21 protein-coding genes and 1 pseudogene are annotated in these 22,291 nt (G+C 37.8%); 6 read left to right on the forward strand and 16 right to left on the reverse strand.

The features are described from left to right. Nucleotides 1-27 precede the first annotated feature (27 nt). Complete coding sequence (locus IGI49_RS19850) at nt 28-840, forward strand: Hsp33 family molecular chaperone HslO (protein ID WP_429965840.1); 813 nt, start codon at nt 28-30, stop codon at nt 838-840. A 223-nt stretch (nt 841-1,063) separates the two neighbouring features. Here IGI49_RS19850 and IGI49_RS19855 read toward each other — a convergent pair whose 3' ends face one another. The 4 genes from IGI49_RS19855 to IGI49_RS19870 are packed head-to-tail and all read right to left on the reverse strand — an operon-like array spanning nt 1,064 to nt 4,378. Beyond that, on the reverse strand, nt 1,064-1,783 hold the full coding sequence (locus IGI49_RS19855; protein ID WP_429965839.1) for an ABC transporter permease: 720 nt from the start codon (nt 1,781-1,783) through the stop codon (nt 1,064-1,066). Next, nucleotides 1,776-2,702 carry an ABC transporter ATP-binding protein gene (locus IGI49_RS19860; RefSeq protein ID WP_429965838.1) on the reverse strand — a complete coding sequence of 309 codons (927 nt, stop codon included), beginning with the start codon at nt 2,700-2,702 and terminating at the stop codon, nt 1,776-1,778. The genes IGI49_RS19855 and IGI49_RS19860 overlap by 8 nt, the downstream gene beginning before the upstream one ends. Before the next feature lie 60 nt (nt 2,703-2,762). Further along, complete coding sequence (locus tag IGI49_RS19865) at nt 2,763-3,677, reverse strand: sensor histidine kinase (RefSeq protein WP_429965836.1); 915 nt, start codon at nt 3,675-3,677, stop codon at nt 2,763-2,765. A 2-nt stretch (nt 3,678-3,679) separates the two neighbouring features. Then, nucleotides 3,680-4,378 carry a response regulator transcription factor gene (locus IGI49_RS19870; protein WP_429965835.1) on the reverse strand — a complete coding sequence of 233 codons (699 nt, stop codon included), beginning with the start codon at nt 4,376-4,378 and terminating at the stop codon, nt 3,680-3,682. A gap of 228 nt (nt 4,379-4,606) precedes the next feature. Between IGI49_RS19870 and IGI49_RS19875 the strand changes: the two genes are divergently transcribed. The 5 genes from IGI49_RS19875 to IGI49_RS19895 all read left to right on the forward strand — a co-directional run bounded on the left by IGI49_RS19875 (nt 4,607) and on the right by IGI49_RS19895 (nt 9,670). Continuing rightward, on the forward strand, nt 4,607-4,885 hold the full coding sequence (locus tag IGI49_RS19875) for an AraC family transcriptional regulator (RefSeq protein WP_429965834.1): 279 nt from the start codon (nt 4,607-4,609) through the stop codon (nt 4,883-4,885). Beyond that, complete coding sequence (locus IGI49_RS19880) at nt 4,848-5,306, forward strand: hypothetical protein (protein ID WP_429965833.1); 459 nt, start codon at nt 4,848-4,850, stop codon at nt 5,304-5,306. Before IGI49_RS19875 ends, IGI49_RS19880 begins: the two co-directional genes overlap by 38 nt. 198 nt (nt 5,307-5,504) lie before the next feature. Beyond that, complete coding sequence (locus IGI49_RS19885) at nt 5,505-6,020, forward strand: hypothetical protein (protein WP_429965832.1); 516 nt, start codon at nt 5,505-5,507, stop codon at nt 6,018-6,020. Between the two features lie 859 nt (nt 6,021-6,879). Beyond that, nucleotides 6,880-7,986 carry a DNA alkylation repair protein gene (locus IGI49_RS19890; protein ID WP_429965831.1) on the forward strand — a complete coding sequence of 369 codons (1,107 nt, stop codon included), beginning with the start codon at nt 6,880-6,882 and terminating at the stop codon, nt 7,984-7,986. Nucleotides 7,987-8,503: 517 nt separating this feature from the next. Continuing rightward, a complete protein-coding gene (locus tag IGI49_RS19895; RefSeq protein ID WP_429965830.1) occupies nt 8,504-9,670 on the forward strand; it encodes an RtcB family protein in 1,167 nt (388 codons plus the stop codon). Between the two features lie 80 nt (nt 9,671-9,750). Here the strand turns inward: IGI49_RS19895 and IGI49_RS19900 are convergent. From IGI49_RS19900 to arcA, 12 genes and pseudogenes are all read right to left on the reverse strand, one after another. After that, nucleotides 9,751-10,386: pseudogene (locus IGI49_RS19900) on the reverse strand (glycerol dehydrogenase); the annotation flags it as partial. 117 nt (nt 10,387-10,503) lie between these two features. Further along, nucleotides 10,504-12,033: a YfcC family protein gene (locus IGI49_RS19905; RefSeq protein ID WP_429965829.1), complete on the reverse strand. Its 1,530-nt coding sequence runs from the start codon at nt 12,031-12,033 to the stop codon at nt 10,504-10,506. A 203-nt stretch (nt 12,034-12,236) separates the two neighbouring features. Continuing rightward, nucleotides 12,237-12,764 carry a GNAT family N-acetyltransferase gene (locus IGI49_RS19910; RefSeq protein ID WP_429965828.1) on the reverse strand — a complete coding sequence of 176 codons (528 nt, stop codon included), beginning with the start codon at nt 12,762-12,764 and terminating at the stop codon, nt 12,237-12,239. Nucleotides 12,765-12,887: 123 nt separating this feature from the next. Next, the gene (locus IGI49_RS19915) at nt 12,888-13,340 is read right to left on the reverse strand and encodes a MarR family winged helix-turn-helix transcriptional regulator (RefSeq protein ID WP_429966089.1); all 453 of its coding nucleotides are present in this window, start codon (nt 13,338-13,340) and stop codon (nt 12,888-12,890) included. 195 nt (nt 13,341-13,535) lie between these two features. Further along, nucleotides 13,536-13,925 carry a hypothetical protein gene (locus tag IGI49_RS19920; RefSeq protein ID WP_429969602.1) on the reverse strand — a complete coding sequence of 130 codons (390 nt, stop codon included), beginning with the start codon at nt 13,923-13,925 and terminating at the stop codon, nt 13,536-13,538. Beyond that, nucleotides 13,906-15,597, reverse strand: coding sequence for an arginine--tRNA ligase (gene argS / locus IGI49_RS19925; RefSeq protein WP_429965825.1), 1,692 nt, complete (start codon nt 15,595-15,597; stop codon nt 13,906-13,908). The genes IGI49_RS19920 and argS overlap by 20 nt, the downstream gene beginning before the upstream one ends. A 363-nt stretch (nt 15,598-15,960) precedes the next feature. After that, a complete protein-coding gene (locus tag IGI49_RS19930) occupies nt 15,961-16,422 on the reverse strand; it encodes an arginine repressor (protein WP_207701889.1) in 462 nt (153 codons plus the stop codon). Between the two features lie 67 nt (nt 16,423-16,489). Further along, complete coding sequence (locus IGI49_RS19935; protein ID WP_207701890.1) at nt 16,490-17,944, reverse strand: YfcC family protein; 1,455 nt, start codon at nt 17,942-17,944, stop codon at nt 16,490-16,492. Nucleotides 17,945-18,034: 90 nt separating this feature from the next. Next, a complete protein-coding gene (locus IGI49_RS19940; RefSeq protein ID WP_207701891.1) occupies nt 18,035-18,721 on the reverse strand; it encodes a Crp/Fnr family transcriptional regulator in 687 nt (228 codons plus the stop codon). 36 nt (nt 18,722-18,757) lie between these two features. Continuing rightward, on the reverse strand, nt 18,758-19,696 hold the full coding sequence (gene arcC, locus IGI49_RS19945; RefSeq protein ID WP_429965824.1) for a carbamate kinase: 939 nt from the start codon (nt 19,694-19,696) through the stop codon (nt 18,758-18,760). A gap of 22 nt (nt 19,697-19,718) precedes the next feature. Continuing rightward, the gene (argF, locus tag IGI49_RS19950) at nt 19,719-20,738 is read right to left on the reverse strand and encodes an ornithine carbamoyltransferase (RefSeq protein WP_429965823.1); all 1,020 of its coding nucleotides are present in this window, start codon (nt 20,736-20,738) and stop codon (nt 19,719-19,721) included. 18 nt (nt 20,739-20,756) lie between these two features. Beyond that, nucleotides 20,757-21,980: an arginine deiminase gene (gene arcA, locus IGI49_RS19955; protein WP_429965822.1), complete on the reverse strand. Its 1,224-nt coding sequence runs from the start codon at nt 21,978-21,980 to the stop codon at nt 20,757-20,759. Nucleotides 21,981-22,291 lie beyond the last annotated feature (311 nt).

Consider the following 22,291-nt stretch of genomic DNA (forward strand, 5'->3'; position numbering starts at 1 on the left):
TCATAGTAAAACTCACGGAGGAAAAAAATGAAAAATCAGGTAACTAAGTATTTAATCGAAAATAAACAGCTTCGCCTATACCTATTGTCAGGAAAACAAATCTATTCAACGGTTAAAGAATTGTCTTTGGTTGAAGCTGATGCCAGTCAATTTATAAAAGCCTTGAATATCACTGCCTTGGTGAACGTTTTGACGATTGGTAAGCAAAGAATATCGTTTACTTTTTCATCGAAAAACAAAAAAAATAAGCTCTCAACGGATTCATTTTCCAACCATACGATTACTGGAACAGCTACCTTACAAGAGCGGCCCACTAATTTTAAGAAAGGAACGATCCAGACGATTTCAAGCTTAGAGGGGCAATTTGGAAGTGCCCATACTTCTTATTCATTGATGAAAACTGGGGATTTTTATTCTGATATTGAAGCCTATTTTGCAGATAGCGAACAAACACCTACTTATTTCTACCCTATCTCGACAGAAGAAAATGCGGAAAATATTGTATTGTTGCTGCAGCCATTGCCCTTTGCACAGGATGAAGTGGTGTTGAGTTCTTTAGAAAAAATTGAAGTTCTTAGAAAAGGTCTTGGATTGGCAACAATCGAAACGGTTGAATCAAATTTGGCTATTTTATTCTCAGATCAACAGTTTTTAGGGCACACTTCGATTAACTACCACTGTGGCTGTTCAAAGCAAATGTTTTTGCCGTTAATTTTTTCCTTAAGAAAAAAAGAGGTTGAAGAACTTGCAACACAAAAAGAAAATCTCGAAGCAATCTGTCCCCTATGCGGTAAATCCTATACCTTCTTGCCAGAAGATATTTTGTTTTATTTACAATAGTGTTGTGACCATCAAAAAAACTTCTACTTATCCTTGGACAACCATCGAGATAAGTAGAAGTTTTTTTCTATTTATTAAGGAAACTATTAGTTATTCTACTCATTTTTTCTTGTCCAAGCGAAAAGTACCTAAACAGTACTCTCAAAAATTCACGTTAGTCTGTTTTTCACTAACTGATCTCGTAGACACGAGTTAATCAAATATTCTCTTAAATAAAAAACTCCTACTGATTTTGATGCTGAAAAAAAGCTATGCCTCCAAAAATTCCCAGCAAGCAGCAAATAAAAATAGAAGCATAGGGTAGATAATTGTTTGTATCTAATAAACTGATGGAAGTAACTGCAGACCAGGGAACTAGATTTCGCAGATTTGCTGGCCAATATAAACCGACAAAACCAATTCCTGAAATTAGACAGCTGCAAAGTAAACTGGGGTAAAAAATATTCTTTTGCAAAATACAAATGATCAATAGTGGACTCATAGAAAAAAGGCTTAGCAGACCTGTTTTTAAAACAACCCGTGTAATTTCAGTTAACGAGTGTTGGAAAGATGGGACGCCGAAAATGGCTAAATAACCAGCAAAAGTGATTATTAAAAAGCTGAATGTTGTAACAAAACTCCAAAGCAACCAAATAAGATATTTGCTCAATAAAAATTTCCCGCGATTTGTTGGAGCTGTTAGAGTGTTAATGATCGTGCGTTCTGCATACTCTTTTTGAATCAAAAAGGTGATCACAAAACCATTTAGCACTGGATAGACAATTACCTGAATAGGTACAACCAGTCGATATACCCATTCAGTACCTGTCATTACCAAAGAATCTTTTTCCACTAAATCAATTGCTATCATAAACAATGGAAGAATTAAGGCAATTAATGAGCAAACAGGTAGCAGTTTATTTCTTCTTAACTTCAAACATTCATTTGCTACAATATTATGCAATTCCTGTACCTCCTGTTACCTTTTTAAAATAGTCTTCTAAATTATCTACACATAATTCCAAATGGGTCAGAGCAATATCAGCTTGAAAAAAAGATTTACCTAACTCAGCAACCGGAATGCTCAAATCATAAATTCGAATAAACTTGTGCTCCTGTAAAGCATACTTTTCAATTTTTAAAACAGAGTCCAAATAATGAATAGCCCGATATACCTCAGGAGCTTGAATCAAAATATATTGTTCCGATTTACTTTGTAATTCCTCTAACGTACTCTCTTCTAAAAGCACACCGTCGTGGATAATCCCAATGTCATCAGCCAGGAGAGCCATTTCGGACAAGATATGACTAGAAATAATAATCGTTTTCCCGTCTTCCTCACAAAGTTTTTTTAAAAAGGTACGAATTTCAGCAATTCCGATTGGATCAAGTCCATTGGTGGGTTCGTCCAAAATTAATAGTTCTGGATCATTCAAAAGCGCATTAGCAATTCCCAATCTTTGTTTCATTCCTAATGAGTAGGAGGAAAAAACTTTTTTATCATTGTATGCTAGTCCTACCACTGCTAATGCATTTTCAACAGCTGCTTTATTGATGGTTCCTCTCAAACGAGCAAAAACCTGTAAATTTTCAGTCCCTGTTAAGTTAGAATAAAATCCAGGCGTCTCAATAATCGAACCAATTCGAGGATAAACTGATGACTTATTTTTTTTAAGCGGTTGATCAAAAATTGTGATCTCACCAGACGTAATAGTAGTTAAACCCAAAATCATTTTCATGATCGTCGTTTTCCCCGCACCATTTCTTCCTAGTAAACCGTATATTCGCCCTTTTTTTACATTCAAGCTCACTTGATCGACAGCCGATTGTAGTCCGTATTTTTTAGTCAACTTATTAGTCGTAAGAATTGTTTGTCTATTCACTTACTTACCTCCCTTTACTCTACACTTTAACGAAAGAACCTTGCCAAAACCTTGCTAGTTTTATTCATTAATCATGTTTAAAGCGAAAGTTAACACAAAAGTGGTACCACAAGCTGGACGACTAGATACTGTAATCGTTCCATGAGCCAAAGAAACCAATTCTCGAACAATTGCTAAGCCAAGTCCATTGCTGCTCTCTGTTCTTGAATTGTCACATTTATACAGACGATCAAAAATAAATGGCTGATCTGCCAATGAAATGCCGATACCATTATCAGAAATTTCAATGATTATCTCATTGTCTGATTTTTTCAGTGAAACATTCAGCTGATCCGCTTTACTATGCTTAAAAATATTGGTAAAAAGATTATTCAGAATTCTTTCAAATGCCGATTTGTCCAGCAACAGATAGACCGGTTCTTCAGGAATGTCAAAATGAAAATCTAAATTGCTGTTCTCAAACTTTAGAATCCAATCAGCCAAAATTACTCTAATCAACTCACTTACATTTTGTTCTTCAAAATGATAGATCCATTCACCAGATTCCAGCCTTAACCACTCAAATAAGGACTGGACATATTCATTTAAATACAGCGCTTTTGCTTTTGCTACCTTTAGAAATTGGTCATGCTCTTCTTCTGTCACTGTCCCCTTTTCCAACACCTCTAAATATCCAACTAAAGAAGCCAAGGGCGTTCGAATATCGTGAGACAAACTGGTTACCATTTTCTTATAAGCCTGTTCAGATTTACGAGTTTCCATAAGTCTTTGCTTATTTTGGATGACAATTTCGTTAATCCTATAAACTATTTTGCTGACCACAGAATCTTCATTAGCCAGTAGTCGTCTGTCCAAATTCCCCTCTGTGATTTCATTAAGAATTGATGAAGCCTCAATCAGCTGTTTTTTAGTCTGCAAAATGTAGAGAGTTTGAAAAATGGTCAGTGAACACAAAGCAATAACTAAAACAATCATTCTCACACCCCCAAACTAAAACGATAGCCAATACCGTGAATTGTCTGAATGTAATACAAGTGCTCTTTTTCATTACGAATCTTCTTACGCAATTTACTAATGAAGGACATAATATTTCGATCATCAAAAGCATAATCATCTTGCCAGACCTGAATGTAAATTTGTTCTTTGGTGAAAACCTTCCCCTGATTAGCCGCTAGAAAATAAAGTAAATCAAACTCTTTAGCGGTCAATTGAATTTCTTCTCCATTGACCACTACTTTCCTTAAATCAGGATGAATCGCTAATCCCTTAAACTGCAATACCGTTTTCTTCTTCTGGTTTTCATTGAAAACCGTATATCTGCGAATCAACGAATGAGTCCTAGCAATTAGTTCACTCATCAAAAAAGGCTTGGTTAGATAATCATCGGCCCCCAGCCTCAAGCCAGATACTTTGTCCACTTCAGAGTCTTTCGCTGTCAGCATCAACACTGGGATATGATTATTTCTGCGGATTTCTTCCAAAACTTCTAATCCATTGAGGATCGGTAACATAATATCTAGAATAATCAGTTGATAAACAGCCCTATTTAAAGCTTCAAGCCCACTTTTCCCATCATTGCAAACCGTGACGGCATAATTTTCCAGCTTTAATTCTCTTTCAATCAGCAGACAAAGATCCTTATCATCATCTACCAATAATACATTTTTTTGTCTCATCATTTTTCTCCTCTATTACCAAAAGTCGCAATTGAACATTCATCATTATCAGTATGTGTTTTATTATAGCTTTTCCTTTAATCAATACCAATGGGATTTTAGTTCTTGTTTCTAAGATTTTGTGTTAGCTGCTCGCTATGAAGTTGACGATCCGTCTACTTCCCTATTTACAGCTGGATACATTTCACAATATACTGAAAGAAAGTCGTTCTACACAAAGAGGTCGGTATGAATAAACTACAACTCATCAACCAAAGCATTGACTATATCATTCAACATTTAAATGAATCGCTAACCTTAGAAAAAGTAGCAGCACACTTCCATTTCTCTCATTATCATTTTGGTCGTCTATTTAAGAAACAAACTGGTGAAACTGTCTATGCCTTTATTAAGCGCTTGAAACTGGAGCAAAGTGCAATTGATTTGAAGTTAGAGGTAGATCAGCGCGTAACAGATATTGGATTGAAATATGGCTATAGTTCTTCTAAATTACAGCAGCGCGTTTAAGCAAAATTACGCGACCTCACCTAGTACTTATAAGCAATTCGTGACAGCGCCTCAAGCGTCGAATCCATTTATTGCAGCTAAGTTGGAAAAGTTTTCAAGCTATGAAGACTATCAGGAGAAAATAGAAATTGAGCAGCTGCCGGATCAACTGGTTTATTATGAACGATTCATTGGAAATTATGCTGAATTAAAGCAGCACTGGTTGTTTTTTTTGAAGGAGCATCAGGGAAAAATCCACGGGAAGACCTTACTGCAGGAAAAATTTTATAGCGATCCGGTTTCGGCGGATGTCGATCGTTGTATTTGTGACCTGTGTTTTTCAGTAGACCAGGTGCAGGATGGTACCACTACTATAAAGGGTGGCACCTATGCTATTTATGCTTTTGAAGGAAATATTGAAGACATTTTCAATGTGCTTTAGGGGATTTTTCGGATCTGGCTGCCCCAAAGCAACTATCGAATGCGTGAACGTTTTGCGATTAATCAGTATCTCTATATCGATTCTAATAATGATTTCGTCAGTATGAAGTTGTGTATTCCAATAGAGAAGCAAAGCTAGTTTAGTATAATGTCCTAAACCTATATCATGAAAAAATTTAGATCTGTGGAGGATTGGATAATGAAAACGAAGAAACAAAAAGAGTTGATTGATTCATTTTTGTTAATGCTTGGAGCTGAAAATGAATCCTTATACCGTGAAATTATTCTCTATTTGTCTGATCTCGGTTATAATCCGAAAAAAGATCGGTCAAATATTTCATTTAAGCATAATTTACACAATAAGCAGATAGTTAAAATAGGAATTCGAGGCAAAAAAGACCCTTTACCATTTTTTGCCTTGCGGTTTTCAGGGTGTAAAGGATATTCGCAACGATTTGTGGATGTTGTTCATACTGCGACTGATAAATTTCCTAACAGAACTCCCAAATGTCTAGAAAAAGAATGTGACTATTGCGCTGGTAATCCAGATACACATGTTTATACGCACACATTTCCAGATGGGAAGAAAAAATCGCATTGTGGAGCTTATGCATTGGAAATATTGGCTATTACTTTTGAAGATTTAGCTGAGATTAAGAGACTCATCCAAGAAGAACATGATTATCTACTGAAACATGAAGTAAGCACAGTATAGGCATGGTGATAAAACATTAAAGTCCCTGAAAAACAAGTGATCGATGCTGCTGAGCTAGCTCTTTCGAAAATAAGCTGAATAATCGCAAAAATGTAAGAAGCTTCAAGGTATTATTGTTCGATATCGATTTCAATAGTCATTGGGTTCTCTCGACATTTTTTGGATTATCCAGCTTATTTCTTGGAACTAGCTACCTCTACTCTGACCTTTTGTCGGTATTCTAAATCGTTGAGTCCGTCACTAGTTCAAAGAATTTTATTAAGACAGCATCTTTTTTACTGTCTTTTTATCTACTGAACTGATGGGGCCGTTGTGGCACTTCAGTTTCCTCTTTTTCAGTTTTACTCGTTTTTTTAGGCCACTGTGCGTTTTCTGTTTCGACATGTTTTGACTTCCCTTATTATAAAATCCGCTCAGTCTACTTTAATTGTAGGTGGAAAATACTGAATAATGATCATGACGATCCTCCTTTTCTTAGCTAGATTACCAGTTACTCTTCATTTTTCATTGGATTCTCTTCCCTTCTATTTCCTTCATTCTATGCAAAAGGAGTGGAAGAAACTTCTGAATTCTTGCTATGTTGCAGATCAAATGTTCACCACCGAAGATGAGATAATTCATTTGTCTATACTTATATTCGAAGGCATTTTGATTGTTTAATTAGCCACTGATCCCCTCTATTTTTATTTTTTCAAATTTAATGGATTCCATCCTTGTCCATATCTTTTTAGCATAGAATAAGTACGGACAGGATGATATAATTTGATGAGATTAAAGCTTAGTCTTATCACTTAGCTCTACAAGTCCTTGTTCTCAGTAAACGACACTTTCGCTTTAACATCACATAGAAGGAGAATATATGCCTACTTTACTAAAAGACCAATACTACAATTACGATTCAGTAAACCAGTTAGCTTTGAATCTTCAAGCTGTTGATCCTACCTTTCCTACCACTGATTTTATCAATGATGTTATGAATGAGACTTGGGAAGAACTGGCATTGAAGGCTCGAATGCGTCAGATTACCTTAACTCTTGGGAAATATTTACCACCTGATTATGAAAAAGCATTGCACATAATCGACCAACTTCTTGCCAATTATCCAACAGGATTCAGTGATTTTTCTTTAATGTATTTTCCAGATTTCGTGGAAGTCTACGGTCAGGCTGAAGAACATTGGGATTTGTCTATTGCAGGATTAGAAAGATATACGCCTTTTTCAACGGCTGAATTCGCAGTGAGGCCCTTCATTATCCAGCATGAAAAACGCATGATGGACCATCTGGCTGTATGGGCGAAGCATGACAACGAACATGTTCGGCGCCTTGCCAGTGAAGGTTGTCGCCCACGCCTGCCTTGGGGTCAAGCATTGACTAGTTTCAAAAATGATCCTACTCCTGTCCTTGCCATTTTAGAACAGTTGAAGGCCGACCCGTCCTTATACGTTCGGAAAAGTGTCGCCAATAATCTAAATGATATTTCAAAAGACCATCCTGACTTAGTAGTAAAAATCGCTCAAAATTGGTACGGAAATAATCCTCGGACTGACTGGATTGTAAAGCATGGCTGTCGAACCTTGCTTAAAAAAAGTAATCACGATGTATTAAGTATCTTTGGATTTTCAGATGCTAATTGCCTAGAGGTTACAGATTTCGCGTTAGATACTGATGCTGTTAATGACGGACAAGATTTGAACTTTTCCTTCCAGGTTGAAGCGAAAAAAACAACCAAGGTGCGATTAGAATATGGGGTTGATTATGTCAAAGCCAATGCCACCCGCAATCGAAAAATTTTTCAAATCGCTGAAACTACGCTGCAAGCTGGAGAAAAAAAGTTTTTTACTAAGAAACGGTCTTTTGCCAGAGTAAGTACTAGAAAGCATTACCCCGGAACCCATTCAATCACCTTAATTATGAACGGCATTGAGCAAGGTACCTTGGACTTTAATGTGTTGTCTGAGAGTTAACTTTCAAACCACATCGTCACTTAGAATCGAAGGGCTGTTCTCACATTCATTTTTTTATTTAATAGGTAAGTCTTCTATTTTTTGTGCTAATCTTATTTTGTATTTCAGACTACAAGGAAGCAAAAGGTGCATTCTAAGTACAAAGTAATACCTATATTATGAGGAGCATTTACCCAAATAACCTTGACAGCTCATTATCTATGATGATAGGATTAAAAAAGAATTTAAAGAAGGGAGAGAGCATCATGATTAAGACTAATAAAACAGCTTTAATACAATTGATTGATCAGTTCGTTTCGTTTTATTGCACTAGTGGGTCTTTTTCAGAAGACTCTCCATGCAAATAAAGCTTATTTATCAAACTGTCAATCATCCGATTGGCAGTTTTTTTGTGTCGTTTTTTACCGATCTAAAAATATTTACGGAGGTGTTCCTAATGAGTGGAAAAAGAAAAAATCAGAGAGTCATACTAATGAACTAGAGGAATCCCTTGATTCCTCTAAAGAGAGGATTCAACATGTTAACAATAAAAGGAAAATACACTACAGCAAAAGTATATACAGATACCTTAACTGACAGTACAGTAGGTCAAATCATGACCCTATGCAATCAAAAAATGGCTAAAGATGCTAAAATTCGAATTATGCCCGATACCCACAGCGGTTCCAGCTGTGTGATTGGAACAACTATGACCGTAAAAGATCAGGTAGTTCCTAACCTTGTGGGCGTTGACATTGGCTGCGGACTCTATGTCGCAAAAATTAGAAAAGGCGTAAAGCTAAACTTCGATAAGCTAGATCGGATCATTCGTAACCGGATTCCCAGTGGACACCATTCACACAATAAACCGCAGTATACATTTCCGTTAGAGGATGTTCAAGCCCCGATCCATCGCGGTTGGGCATTACGGAGTTTGGGAACTTTAGGCGGCGGGAATCACTTTATTGAAGTAAATGAAGGCAGCGATGGAATTTATTTAGTCGTTCACAGCGGCAGCCGTGTTTTAGGAAAAGAGATTGCAGAATATCATCAAGAGCTTGCTTATCAAAAACTAGCTCAAAGACGACAAGATTTGAAACAACTTGCTAGGTCAGCGTCCACTCCTAACGAAAAAGCGGATCTATTACAAGAACGGGAAGAAATTAAGATTCCTTATGAGCTGTCTTATGTGTCAGAAAAGGATTTGGATAATTATTTATCTGATATGCAAATCGCTCAACAATACGCCGCTTTCAATCGCCAAAGTATGGCACTGATAATTTTGAAAGCGATGAAATGGGGAAAGTACGTGATTGAAAGCTTTGACAGCCCCCACAATTATATTGATCTACAGCACATGATTTTACGTAAAGGTGCAGCCTCTGCTAGAAAGAACGAAAAAATGATTGTTCCATTGAACATGAAGGATGGCTCGATTATCGGTGTGGGCAAAGGCAACGAAGAATGGAATCAATCGGGACCTCATGGGGCTGGTCGAATGATGAGCCGCTCGCAAGCTCGAGCTTCTATCAGCTTAGAAAATTATCAGCATATGATGCGTCATGTCTGGACAACTTCGGTCTCTAAGAAAACGTTAGATGAAGCACCTAAGGCTTATAAAGCCAAGAAACAAATAATGGCAGATTTGCAGGAGACCATGGAAGTAAAGGAAGTCATTCGGCCGTTGTACAATTTTAAGGGATAGTTGGAGAAGTATTCATTCGCTTTATTTGAAAGCAAAACTTCCTGTTGCTCTTTTTAGCTAAAAGAGCAGCAGGCGTTTTTTTATTTCTGATAATAAGCTTTTACGTAAGCATCAACCGCCAACAGTGCAGCAGCGACTTCCTTAGCAGTAATCACAAAGGGCATTTGATGAATTGTTTCGGCTGAGACGGTGGCCAGCTCACTTACCTTCAACAGATCCTCATAAGAAGCATCTGATAAATACACCTCTTCCAAGGTTATCGGTAATCCGAGAGATTGATAAAAGCGAATGTAGTGATCAATTTCTTCACTAGTACGATTTTCCAAAAATAGTTGAGTCAAGGGTCCATAAGCAACTTTCTCTCCATGAGTCAGATGATGGATTTCTCCAGTTAGAGCGGTAAAGCCATTGTGAATAGAATGAGCTGCACCTAGCCCGCTGCTTTTAAATCCCACCCCACTTAACAATGTATTGGCTTCAACAATTGCCTCCAAAGCTTTAGTAACAACTTGTGCCTCGTTCGCCGCAACCGCACTCAGGCTATAACGAAACAAAACATCCTCACATGCTTCAGCAATTGCCACTGAAGCTAAAGTTTGCTTCCCCCCGACTAAATTCTCACCATTATTTTGTAATACTGCCTTGGCCTCAATCCAGGTTGCCATCGCATCTGCAAGTCCTGATTTCAGTAAACGAACCGGAGCTTGACTGATTATCCATGAAATTCAGCTTTTTTACTATAAGCTCCTTTATTGTCAGAATCTATTGTCCCTTAAGTGTTCTAATGTGACTTCTTCCTTCTTGCCTTCAGATAGCGGTTAGTTTCTGATACCTTATCGTCTAAAGGAAGTCATAGCAATTAAAACTAAACAAGTTACCAGGAAAATTATCAGAACGTATTTCCAAATATATTTAAGCCAGATACTGTATTCAACTTTGCCAATCGCTAATGAACCAACCAAAACAGCAGATGTTGGGGTTACCAAATAAACGATTCCGCTAGCGCATTGATAAGCCATAATGACAACCGAACTAGAAACACCAATAAATTCCCCTAATGGCGTCAAAATACCAATCGTAGCAGAAGCCAAACCTGAGGTTGAAGGAATCAAGAAAGCCATAGGAATATAAAATAAATAAGTCATCAACGTAAAAGCAACTGGTGAAAGTCCGCTCAAATGGATCTCTCCAAAATGTAAAATCGTGGCAGTAATTTGTCCTTCATTCATAACTACTTGGATTCCCCGTGCCACAGCCACAACCATCGCTACTGTCACCAAATCTTTCAATCCCACAAAAAAGCTATCCATAATTTCTGATTCGTTCATGTGGTTTACTTTACCAATCACAAGTGTCATCATAAAGAATAAGGTCGACATTTCAACAAAATACCAAGTTCCCAGCGGAGGAAGGTCGCTTCCCAATAGGTTCCCCAATAGAGGCACATTTTTTATCGAGGTACTCAAAGAGTTAAAAAAAGTGAAGCTCGGATTGATATCAGTCCAAGGAATCAATCCTAAGATCATAATCACGAAAGTTAAGACAAACAAAATCAATATCATTTTTTGGTTTTTATTCATCGGTATAATTTCAGTAGTATAGCTTTTGGCTATAAAGGCTTCTTCCGGACGTTGATTATGCAATAACGATTGACTGGGGTCATTTTTTACCTTCATGGCATACTTGTGTACGAAAATAATAGTGATGAGCAGAACAATGACTAAAAGAACTAACCGCCAATTTAATCCATCTCCAGGTGAAATTCCTGCAGTGGCTGAAGCAACTCCTACAGAAAATGGATTAACAGTTGAAGCCAAAATCCCAGCTGATACTCCTAGGAAAACAATGGAAATTCCCGTTAACACATCAAATCCTGCTCCTAACATAACCGGAATAATTAAAGGCAAGAATGCAATGGATTCTTCAAACATGCCATAAGAAGTTCCTCCCAATGCAAAAAGTATTAGTAGTAAAATCATGACCTTAGTTTCTCTACCTTTATTTTTCTTAATGATAGTGGCTATTCCAATATCCAATACCTTAGTTTCATTTACTACACCTAAAAATCCACCAATAATCAAAATAAATAGTGATACTGGTATGGCTCCCGCCGTTTTATCGTTCCCAATCATCCCAATGATCGGGGCTTTAAAAGCATCCCAAATTCCTTGCGGGTTGCTGGTCACCCGTTGGTAGGTTCCAGCAATTAAATTTCCATTGGCATCAATGTCATACTTGCCAGCAGGAATTAACCAAGTCAGGGTAGTCATAACCAAGATAATGATAAATAAAACAGTGTATGCACCGGGCATTTTAAACGTTTTCTTCTTTCTCTCCTTACTTGTAACCGAGTTTTCTTGCATAAAGGTTCTCCTTCTTTACGTAAACCTGAACAACAGGGCTTTCTCTTCATAAACAAAAAAGGCAGTAAAGCTGTATTAGCAATTACTGCAATGGTAATAACCCTCAAAATATTTAAAACCTTTGCCTAAAGTTTCCAACAAGCCCTTTTCGTTCTCAACTCTCGTTTACTTAGAATCTTTTCAAACTATTCTGATCAATTTTTCTAAATTACTCTTTCATAAAAATTACACCAGTCAAAGCCTTTATTATCAAAAGAAGCCAACGTTCCACTTCCTCGATTAACAAAACCTTTGCTTTCATACAAACGTTTGGCGGGAAGGTTATTTTCCAACACGTCTAGGCGAACTGCTTTACAGTTTGTGTCCTGAGCTAATTCAATTGAAAAATCAAGCATTTTGCTGGCAATTCCACTTCTTTGATACTCAACGGCGGTCATTAACGTGTGGATGAACACTATTTTTTCCAAAGAAACCTGCGGATCTTCCCATGGAATCAGCTTGTGTTCTTCTTCACCAGTATGATTCAAAATAACTGATCCAACAATCGTTTCATTTATTTCCGCAATATAAAAATCGGATCTGCTTAGAGCTTGCTTGACTGTATCTATCGTCGGATAGATATTGGGCATCCAGCTGGTCACCTCAGGATCAACCAATGATACATTTTTTTCAAAGAATTGTTCGATTTGGTTAAAATCTTTCCTATCTGCCCTTCGCACGCTGATTGTCACTTGCTCATCTCCTAAAAGTCTATTTTTAAACCCTATTTAGCGGGTTTTTATAGGTTACTTCAAGACAGCTTTCAATCGGTCGTTCAAACTTCCTATTGTATAACCGCTCTGTTTTTTGATGTTCTAGTAGATTCGTTGGTTGCCTTTTTCAACATGATACCAATCATCTTCAATATTAATTCTTACCCGTTCTAAATAATCTTTCAGCTGCTGCGCTTCCGCTTCTGTAAAGCCATCCAACGCCACTCGATTCGAATACTCATTTTCACGAGCAATAAAGGGATGGACCTCTTCTCCTTTTGCAGTTGGATAGATTTTCTTCGTCCGGTTATTTTTTTTATCCACTGTTTGCGTGATTAAGCCGATTTTTTCCAGCTTTTTTAATGCCTTAACGGTCGTCGCTTTATCCACCTTGATCATATCTGCCAATTCTACTGGCGTAATTCCAGGATGCTCACATATTCTGACAATATAAAGATATTGACCTCTGATCAAATCAACTTCTTTAAACTCAATATTACTAATCGAATCTAACGCTCGTGCAATCATACCAATTTCTCTAAGAATTTCAACCATTTTCCCCATCTCACTTTCTCAAGTCTCAAAAAAATTATATCTATTATTTAGCGGCTTTGCAATAAACCTTGAGACTAAGGTATTTGCTTTTAATTTTATTACTTACTCCTCTTCGTTTATCCTAAAAATTAAGATAGATAAAAATGGATGAATGGCTCGTCTTAGCAGTATTACCAACCGAAGCTTATTCACATTCTATGTGCTGTTGTCTTTTTTCTCAAAACGTTCAGACCATTCTTCACGAATTAAGTCAAACTTGAGTTGAATTAATTGCTTCTCTTTTTCAGCATTAAAGGCCTGAAGCAGAAGAAACAACAGAAGAATTTTGCAGAGGTTCTCTAATCCATTTAAACCAGAAAAGAGAAAATTAATTGTTGTTGTGATCAGAACGAATACATTCAAAGTGAAGAGCAGCGGTACGCTAATCTGCAAAACTTTTAGTGAAAATGGCTTCCGCGCGAAAGGAATTCGTATTTTGTTGAACTCTTCTTTGAAGGTTTGATTGATTTCTTCACACTCAGCTTTTAACAACTCACACATATAGACATCTGCTTTATGCTTCCCCTTACATTTGGCTTGGCGCATGAACACCTAACAATCGCAGACTTTCCTTCAGAATGGTGGCAGCTGCAAAAACAAGTGCCAGTCTTGATTCACGATATGGATCAGCTGCCAATATCTTAGTGTGAGCGTAATAACGATTAAAAGCTTGTGCTAGTCTGATTGAATGTTTAGCCAGTACAGAGGGTTCGTATTGTTCCGCAGCTTGCAGAACAATTTCCGGATAAGACTGGATTAATTTGATCATTTCCCAGCTATCCTCATCAGCTAATGCATAGTTAGCAGCAGAATCAATAGAGAACTGGGCCTTTCTCAATAGAGTCATTGCTCGAGCATAGGTGTATTGAACGTAAGGTCCTGTCTCACCTTCAAAACGTACCACTTCCTCCAACTCAAAGTCGAAGGTATTTAAGCGGTCATTTTTTAGATCGTGGAAGATGACTGCTCCTACACCAACCTGATGAGCAACTTCTTCTTTATTGGGAAGATCAGGATTTTTCTCATTAATTTGAGCTAAAGCTGCTGCCGTTGCTTCATTTAAAACCTCCTCTAGCAAAACGATTTTTCCCTTACGAGTTGATAATTTTTTTCCACCTTGAGTTATCAGACCAAATGCAATATGCACCATATCATCCGACCATTCGAAACCCAGCTCTTTTAAAACAGCCTTTAATTGTTTAAAATGAATACTTTGTTCGTTTCCGACAACATATAGGGATTTTGCAAAATGATAATTCCGTTTTCGATACAAGGCTGCTGCCAGATCACGCGTGATATAGAGAGTCGCACCATCGGATTTTCGGATCATTGCCGGATTTAAATCATAGGTACTCAAATCAACGATCTCAGCCCCTTTGTCTTCCTTCAGAAGATTTTTTTCTTCCAATAAAGTAATCACTTCGTCCATCTTATCGTTATAAAAAGCTTCACCATTCGTAGAATCGAAAGTAACTTCCAGCATGTCATAAATCTTATCGAATTCGGTCAAAGAGGCGCTGCGAAACCATTCCCAAAGGTTAATTGCTGCAGGGTCGTCTTCTTCTAAGCGTTTGAACCAAGCTCGGGCTTCATCTTCCAATCGAGAGTCGTTTTCTGCCTCTTCATGAAATTTTACATACAAACGCAATAATTCATTGATCGGTTCTTGCCTAACTTTTTCTTCTGTTCCCCACTCTCGGTAAGCAACAATTAATTTTCCAAATTGAGTACCCCAATCACCTAAATGATTGATTCGAATCGAGCAATACCCGATTTTTTCCATAATCAAGCTGATCGAGTTGCCGATCACTGTTGAACGCAAATGCCCCATGGAGATTGGCTTAGCTATGTTTGGAGAAGACATATCGACCGTGACATTTTCTTTATTTCCCACTTGGCTATCTCCAAAATGACTGCCTTCTTTTAATACTTGACTCAATACGTTGCTGGAAACCATTTGCTTATCCATATAAAAATTCACGTAGGAGCCTACTGCGTTGACTTTTTCAAAGGGGCCCTCATCAATTGCCTGCACAAGTTCTTCAGCAATTTTTTGCGGCGCTTTTCGATAGAGTTTTGCCAGTGAAAAAACTGGAAAAGCGACATCCCCATGACTGGTAAACTTAGGGGTTTCTAATAAGTTTAAGATATCTTCTTTTGTCAGCTGCTCTTGGGTAATTTGGAAGATGGCTGCGGCAATAAGTTCTTTATTATTCATGGCATTCCCTCCAATATATTATGTTTACACTTTTTGGACTGCCCTAGAAACTCCTATTCATTGAGAAAGGTTGTTCGATCAAAGATGACCTACTAGGCTTCATCCACGATTAATTTTTTACCGCCATTGGGATATTGCGAATAGCAAACCTTAGCTGACAGTTCATTCGGAAATTCCCGATAGCGGTAAATGATGCTGAGCGGATTTGTTAATTGACCACTTTTACTGAGAAGTCCTAAAGCTTTTCAGCACTCAATAATTTTTTTGTTATAGGTTTAAAGCAGTTCTTTCTTCACCAATCAATGGTCATAGTCAGTTGAGATATGTTGAGCGTTGTTCCTACCAATCTGGAAATCCTATTACTTATATTTCAACACACTTATTCAACTCACCAATCAATTGTTTGGCACTTTCCTCTGCGCGGGTCACTATAATCAACGTGTCATATCCCGCTACCGTTGCTGCAACTTGTTCAAAATCAATTTCGTCCATGTAGTTGGCAATAACATCGGCACCATGGGGTAATGTGTGAATAATAACCAGGAAGTTGACTTGTTCGATAACAGTAGAATAATCATTGATACTTTTTCGGAATTTTGTATAAAAATCCTGTTCACTTTGCTCCGAAGCAATTAAGGTAAATTTTTTCTTCCCTTCCTTGGTGTATGATCTTACGATGTTTAACTCTCTAAGATCACGAGAAATAGTTGCTTGAGTCAAACTAATATCCTCAGCTTTTAAATAATTCAGCAATTCGTCCTGTGTTTCAATTTCGTTTTCAATAATAATTTGTTTTATGATTTTATGACGTTCTGCTTTTCTCATAGTATCCTCCAGTATCGATAGTCATTTTTTACTCTAGAGACTAGTACTAGTCTCTAGAGCTTATTTTTTATACTAATAGCATCGAAGCAATCAAAATAATCAAATTACTGATTCCAATCACAATCAACGGTTTCCTCATAAATTTTGTCCAAGTTGAATAATTGATTTTAGAAAGCTCCAAACCACCCATTACTACTCCCGATGTCGGCGTAATCAAGTTGACGAGTCCGCATCCAGCAGTAAAGATCATTACCATGACGTTAGGGTTCAAACCCACATTTTGCGCAAGCGCTCCCATAACTGGAATTGAAACATACGCTAATCCGGAGGTAGATGGGATTAAGAAGGATAAGAACAAATACAAAATGTACGCACCAATTACAAATAAAATTGGAGAGAACCCTTGTAAAAGTCCCGCTGATTTGTCTAAAATAAATAAATCTAAATGAGTAACCTGCATAATGACAGAGGCGCCACGAGCGACCACAATAATTAAGACAACCGATAAAATATCTTTTACTCCATCGATAAAGGTGTCGATGATCTCTTTTTCTGAGAAACCATGAATCAGTGCAATCACTAAACTAGCTAAAAAGAACCACATAGCCAGATCACCGAAGTACCAGTCTCCAAAATTTTGTCCTGTTAAGAATGACGTCCAGCCATTAAAAAAAGTGATACCAAAAGATCCCCATGGAATCAGAGAAACCACCATCACAACAAAAGAAATCATAAACACAATCAGGATCATTTTACGTTTGCGGGTAAACTCAATATTGGCGGATCCCGAATTTTCAAAAGCAGTTTTCATGTCTTGCTGCTCTTGCAGGGAAAGAATTGTTGAGCCTTTATCAGCCTTGACCTTTTTCGCATAACTCATCACGCAAAAAATGCAATAGATTGTCGTTACTGCCCACAGCAATAAACCAATCATCATGATTGTTCCCGCGTTAGGCTGAATACCCACACTTCGCAAGGCATCCATAGCAACGCCAGTAGCAAAGGGGTTAACCGTTGATCCAATCACTCCTGCTCCAGCACCCAGCATCACTGTCCCGGTGGAAACAATCGTATCAAAACCAGAAGCAACCATGGTGACTGCTAGTAGAGAATAGAAGGGAATGGTTTCTTCCGCCATTCCATAAGTTGATCCCCCGATTGAAAAGAGAACCATTAATACGGGAATAAGAACCAGCTCGTTCCCCTTTAGTTTCTTCACAACATGCTGAATTCCTGCCTCTAAGGCACCCGTTCCAGTAACAATATTTAAAAATCCGCCTAGAAAAAGGATAAAGACACAAATATCTATTGCATCTCTAAAGCCATTGAAGGGCGACATTACTAAATCTGAAATTTTTGCACCTACTACTTGGCTAACCTCTTCAGTTCCGCCTGCTGGAATTGTTGGCGTGAATGTTTGTCCTGAGAAGAGCCAAGAAATCACCGTTAAGAGAATAATGATGATGAACAGAATGCTAAAAGATGAGATTGATTTTTTTTCTTTCTTATTTTTTTTACTCATTTTGCTCACTGTAATACAAAAGAGCTCCAGAGGAAAACATAGTACGCTCTTTTAGAGCTCCCTCATATTTTTCCTTTCTGTCGAGTCAGTTTATTTTCTTGAAATGAAATAGTCTGTATCAAGGAATTTTAATTCCTTGTACTGATAATCAATTTTTTTTTGCTTTACCAACGCTTTAATTGTTTGGCTGGCTGTTTCTCTGGTTGTACCGCTATATCTCGAAATATCATTAATCATGATTGGATAAGGAATGACATAATTACCCTCTTGCTCTTCTGCTAAATCCTCCATTAAAATCGATAAGGTATTCTCCACTCGCTCAGTCGCCTTCGAGATAACGGAATATTGGATTCGTCGAATTTGTTTCTCAATCAAATGATTCAAGTTCGAATTGAATAATCTCAGTTGATCATTATTCGATTTAACGATCCTTTCGAAAACCGCCGTTGACAGATAAAAAACTTGAATATCGGTCATGGCAATAGCAGAGAAGTGATAGTTTTGGGCTTCAAACATGCCTAACAATGGAAATGGGCGTTTTTCATTTAAGAATTCAAGAAAATTGTAGCAGGCAGTCTGATCCACTCGCTCAATTCGAATCAGGCCTTTATCTAAAATGAATATTCGGTCCCGTTTGTCATCTGTGTCGAACAAAACTTGTCCCTTTTTGTAAAATCGATAGTACATGTTTCGTTCCATCATTTCGCGGACTTCTTGATCCAAAGCCGAGAAATATGGATGATTATCTATTGCTGTAGACACAGAATTTTTTTCCATAACTATCACTCCAAAACCTATTTTTATCGACTGTTTTTACGAAATTACGGTGGTTCCAACAGTCCCTTTATCAATATCCCCTAACATTTCCAAGGAAGTAATAATCGCTTTGCATTTCGGCTTAGCTTTTACATATTGAATAGCTGCTTCAACCTTCGGCAGCATACTGCCGGGAGCAAAGTGCTGCTCTTCAATATATTGTTCTAATTCAGAAACAGTCACTTGATCCAGCCACTGCTCATCTTCTTTGCCAAAATTTAAGGCAATTTTTTCAACACCAGTCAAGATAACCAACAGATCTGCATCTAATAATTCCGCTAATTTTTCAGAAGCAAAATCTTTATCAATCACTGCTTCGACTCCTTGACCAGAATGCTGTTCGACAGGAATTCCACCCCCGCCGGCACAAATCGTCAACACATTGTTATTTACCAATGTATTTATGCTATACTTTTCTTTGATGGATATTGGTTTGGGACTAGGAACGACCTTACGCCAGCCTCGGCCAGCATCCTCTTTGTAAACAGCCCCCGTTGCTTGTTCCAGAGCTTGGGCCTGTTCATGCGTCAGGAATGGACCAATTGGTTTGCTTGGATTTTTGAATGCCTCATCGTTGCCATCGACAATTACTTGAGTAATTATCGTTGCAACTTCTTGTTTCAGATTGGCATTTTGAATTTCTTTTTCAAGGGCATTTTGTAACCAAAAGCCAATGCTTCCTTGAGTCATAGCCACACAAGTATCTAACGGCATAGCCGGATTCTCTTTTGAATCAGCTGCCTGTTGCTGCAACAACAGATTGCCGACTTGAGGTCCATTCCCGTGTGAGATAATCACTTGCGTTTCAGCGTTAATCAGTTTAATCAAGTGCTGGGCTGTCTGTTCTAAAGCCTGCTGTTGAGCTTTCGCACTTGCATCGTTTGACAGAATTGCGTTTCCTCCTAAAGCTACCACGATCCGTTTCTTTTGCTGCACTACGGATTTCCTCCTCTCTCATTTACACTTTTGGAATAAATAAATTACCTAATGTTGCAGCCATAATCGCTTTGATTGAATGCATCCGATTTTCTGCTTCTTCAAATTGGCGGCCATATTTACTGCGGAATACTTCATCGGTGATTTCCATTTCATTGATCCCAAATTTTTCTTTGATCATTTCGCCGTATTGAGTTTTTGTATCATGGAAAGCCGGCAAACAATGCAAGACAATTAAATCGCCATCCATATTTCCAGTCGCTTTTACCATATCCATATTGATTTGATAATCTTTCAGCAAGTTCACTCGTTCTTCAAACTTATCTTCTTCTCCCATTGATACCCACACATCTGTGTAAAGAACATTGGCACCCTTCACACCTTTTGCTACGTCATCAGTAATCATTAGCTGACTGCCAGATTCGGCTGCAAATTTGTTTGCGTAATCAACTACAGATTGTTCTGGTTGTAATTCCTTTGGTGCACAAATTCTTACATGAACACCTAAGATTGCTCCAGTTACCAGTAAACTATTTGCCATATTGTTGCGTCCATCACCAACATAGACTAAGGTAATATTTTCTAAGGTGTTGAAGTTTTCTTTGATGGTCATAAAATCAGCGATCATTTGAGTTGGATGCCACTCATCGGTCAACCCATTCCAAACTGGAACACCGGAATATTTAGCTAAGTCTTCAACAACTTGTTGACTGAATCCACGGAATTCGATACCATCAAACATGCTGCCCAATACTTTTGCAGTGTCTTCAACCGATTCCTTTTTACCTAACTGAATGTCATTCGCCCCTAAAAATTCTGGGTGTGCACCTAAGTCAATTGATGCAGTAGTAAAAGCTGCCCGGGTACGAGTCGAAGTTTTTTCAAACAGCAACGCAATGTTTTTTCCTTCTAAATAATGATGGGGAATGTTGCGTTTCTTTAAATCCTTCAAATGAATTGAGAAATCAATTAAATATTCCAATTCTTCTCTCGTAAAATCCTTTTCCGCTAATAAGCTACGTCCTTGAAAAACTGATGTCATTTTTATTCCTCCTATAATTTAAATGTCTTCTCTAACAAACGGCATACTCATACAACGTGGGCCGCCTCGTCCACGAACTAATTCACTGCCTGGAATGTAGTTCAATTTCACGCCCGCTTCTTCTAATTTCTTATTGGTGATCGTGTTGCGATCGTACACTACCACTTCGCCAGGTGCGATTGCTAAAGTGTTGGAGCCGTCATTCCATTGTTCGCGAGCTGCTGCGGTAATATCATCGCCGCCGCAACGGATCAACTCAACTGCTGGCAGATCTAGGTAACGACATAAGATATTTTCTAGGGTATCCTTCTCTTCCACAATTTTGATTTGTCCATTTGGTTTCGACAGAGAGTAAACAACTAAATCACCTTCAATTTCAGGGTGAATCGTGAATTTATCGTAATCCACCATTGTAAACACCGTATCCAAGTGCATGAATTTACGTTCCTCACCAATGTTAAATGCCAAGACATGCTCAAAGCTTGGTTCACTTTCAAAAATTTGAAGGGCCAATTTTTCAATGGATGAAACATCGGTCCGTTGGGAAATTCCCACTGCCAAAACATTCTTCGAAAGAACCAGTTCATCGCCACCCTCAATACGAGTATCATTTTCTCGGTTGTATACCAGATTAACCGGATTTTCGATGAACATTGGATGATATTTAAAAATGTACTTCGCGTATAAGGTTTCTCTCCGCCTGGTTTCCGCATACATCTTATTCAGAGATACGCTATTTCCAATAGTTGCAAAAGGATCGCGAGTAAAATAAAGATTCGGCATTGGATCAATATAGAATGGATATTCATCCTGAACCATGTCAGAAAGATTCTTATTCACTCCCACCGAAAGCTGATTTTTTCTCAGTCCAGCCATTGTTTGGTCAATGAACTCCCGATTGTCCTTAATTGCGGAGAAATAACTTTCGATTTCCTTACGTGCATCCGAACCCTTAATATTTGCTTCATTCAAATACTCAGTAAGAAATTGTTGTTTAAGGCCATCACTAGTTAGTGCTTCCGCAGCCAAATCCTCTAAATATAATACATCGATCGCCTTTGATCTCAGTGTATCAGCAAAAGCGTCGTGCTCCTTTCTAGCTTGGTCTAGAAAAGGGATGTCATCAAACAATAAGCGCTCTAGATAATCAGGCATCAAATTTTCTAACTCTTTACCTGGTCTGTGAAGCAGTACTTGTTTCAATGGTCCGATTTCTGAAAAAACATTAATTGCATTTCCCATAAAACATTTCCTCCTTTGTAATATTGGTACAAGCACATACTAACAAAAGGTATGCGCTTTCACTACGCAGGTTTTGGCAAAATAAATGTCGGTTTCTTTGCATTATTCAAAAAGTATGTATATATTCAATTTTTCGAGAATAAATACTCCTTGTGTTATTTCAAAACCTAATATAAATACAGAAAAAAATTCAACTTTTTTTAAATGACATTTTGTCTCAACACTAATCACTGATCATTTCATCAATAGATTTGATTTGGCTCTTATATAAAGTGTAAATTAACTAGTCTTACGATACAAGTCTAGAAAAT

The sequence above is a fragment of the Enterococcus sp. AZ071 genome, from assembly GCF_050499065.1.
GTDB lineage: Bacteria > Bacillota > Bacilli > Lactobacillales > Enterococcaceae > Enterococcus_A > Enterococcus_A ferrettii.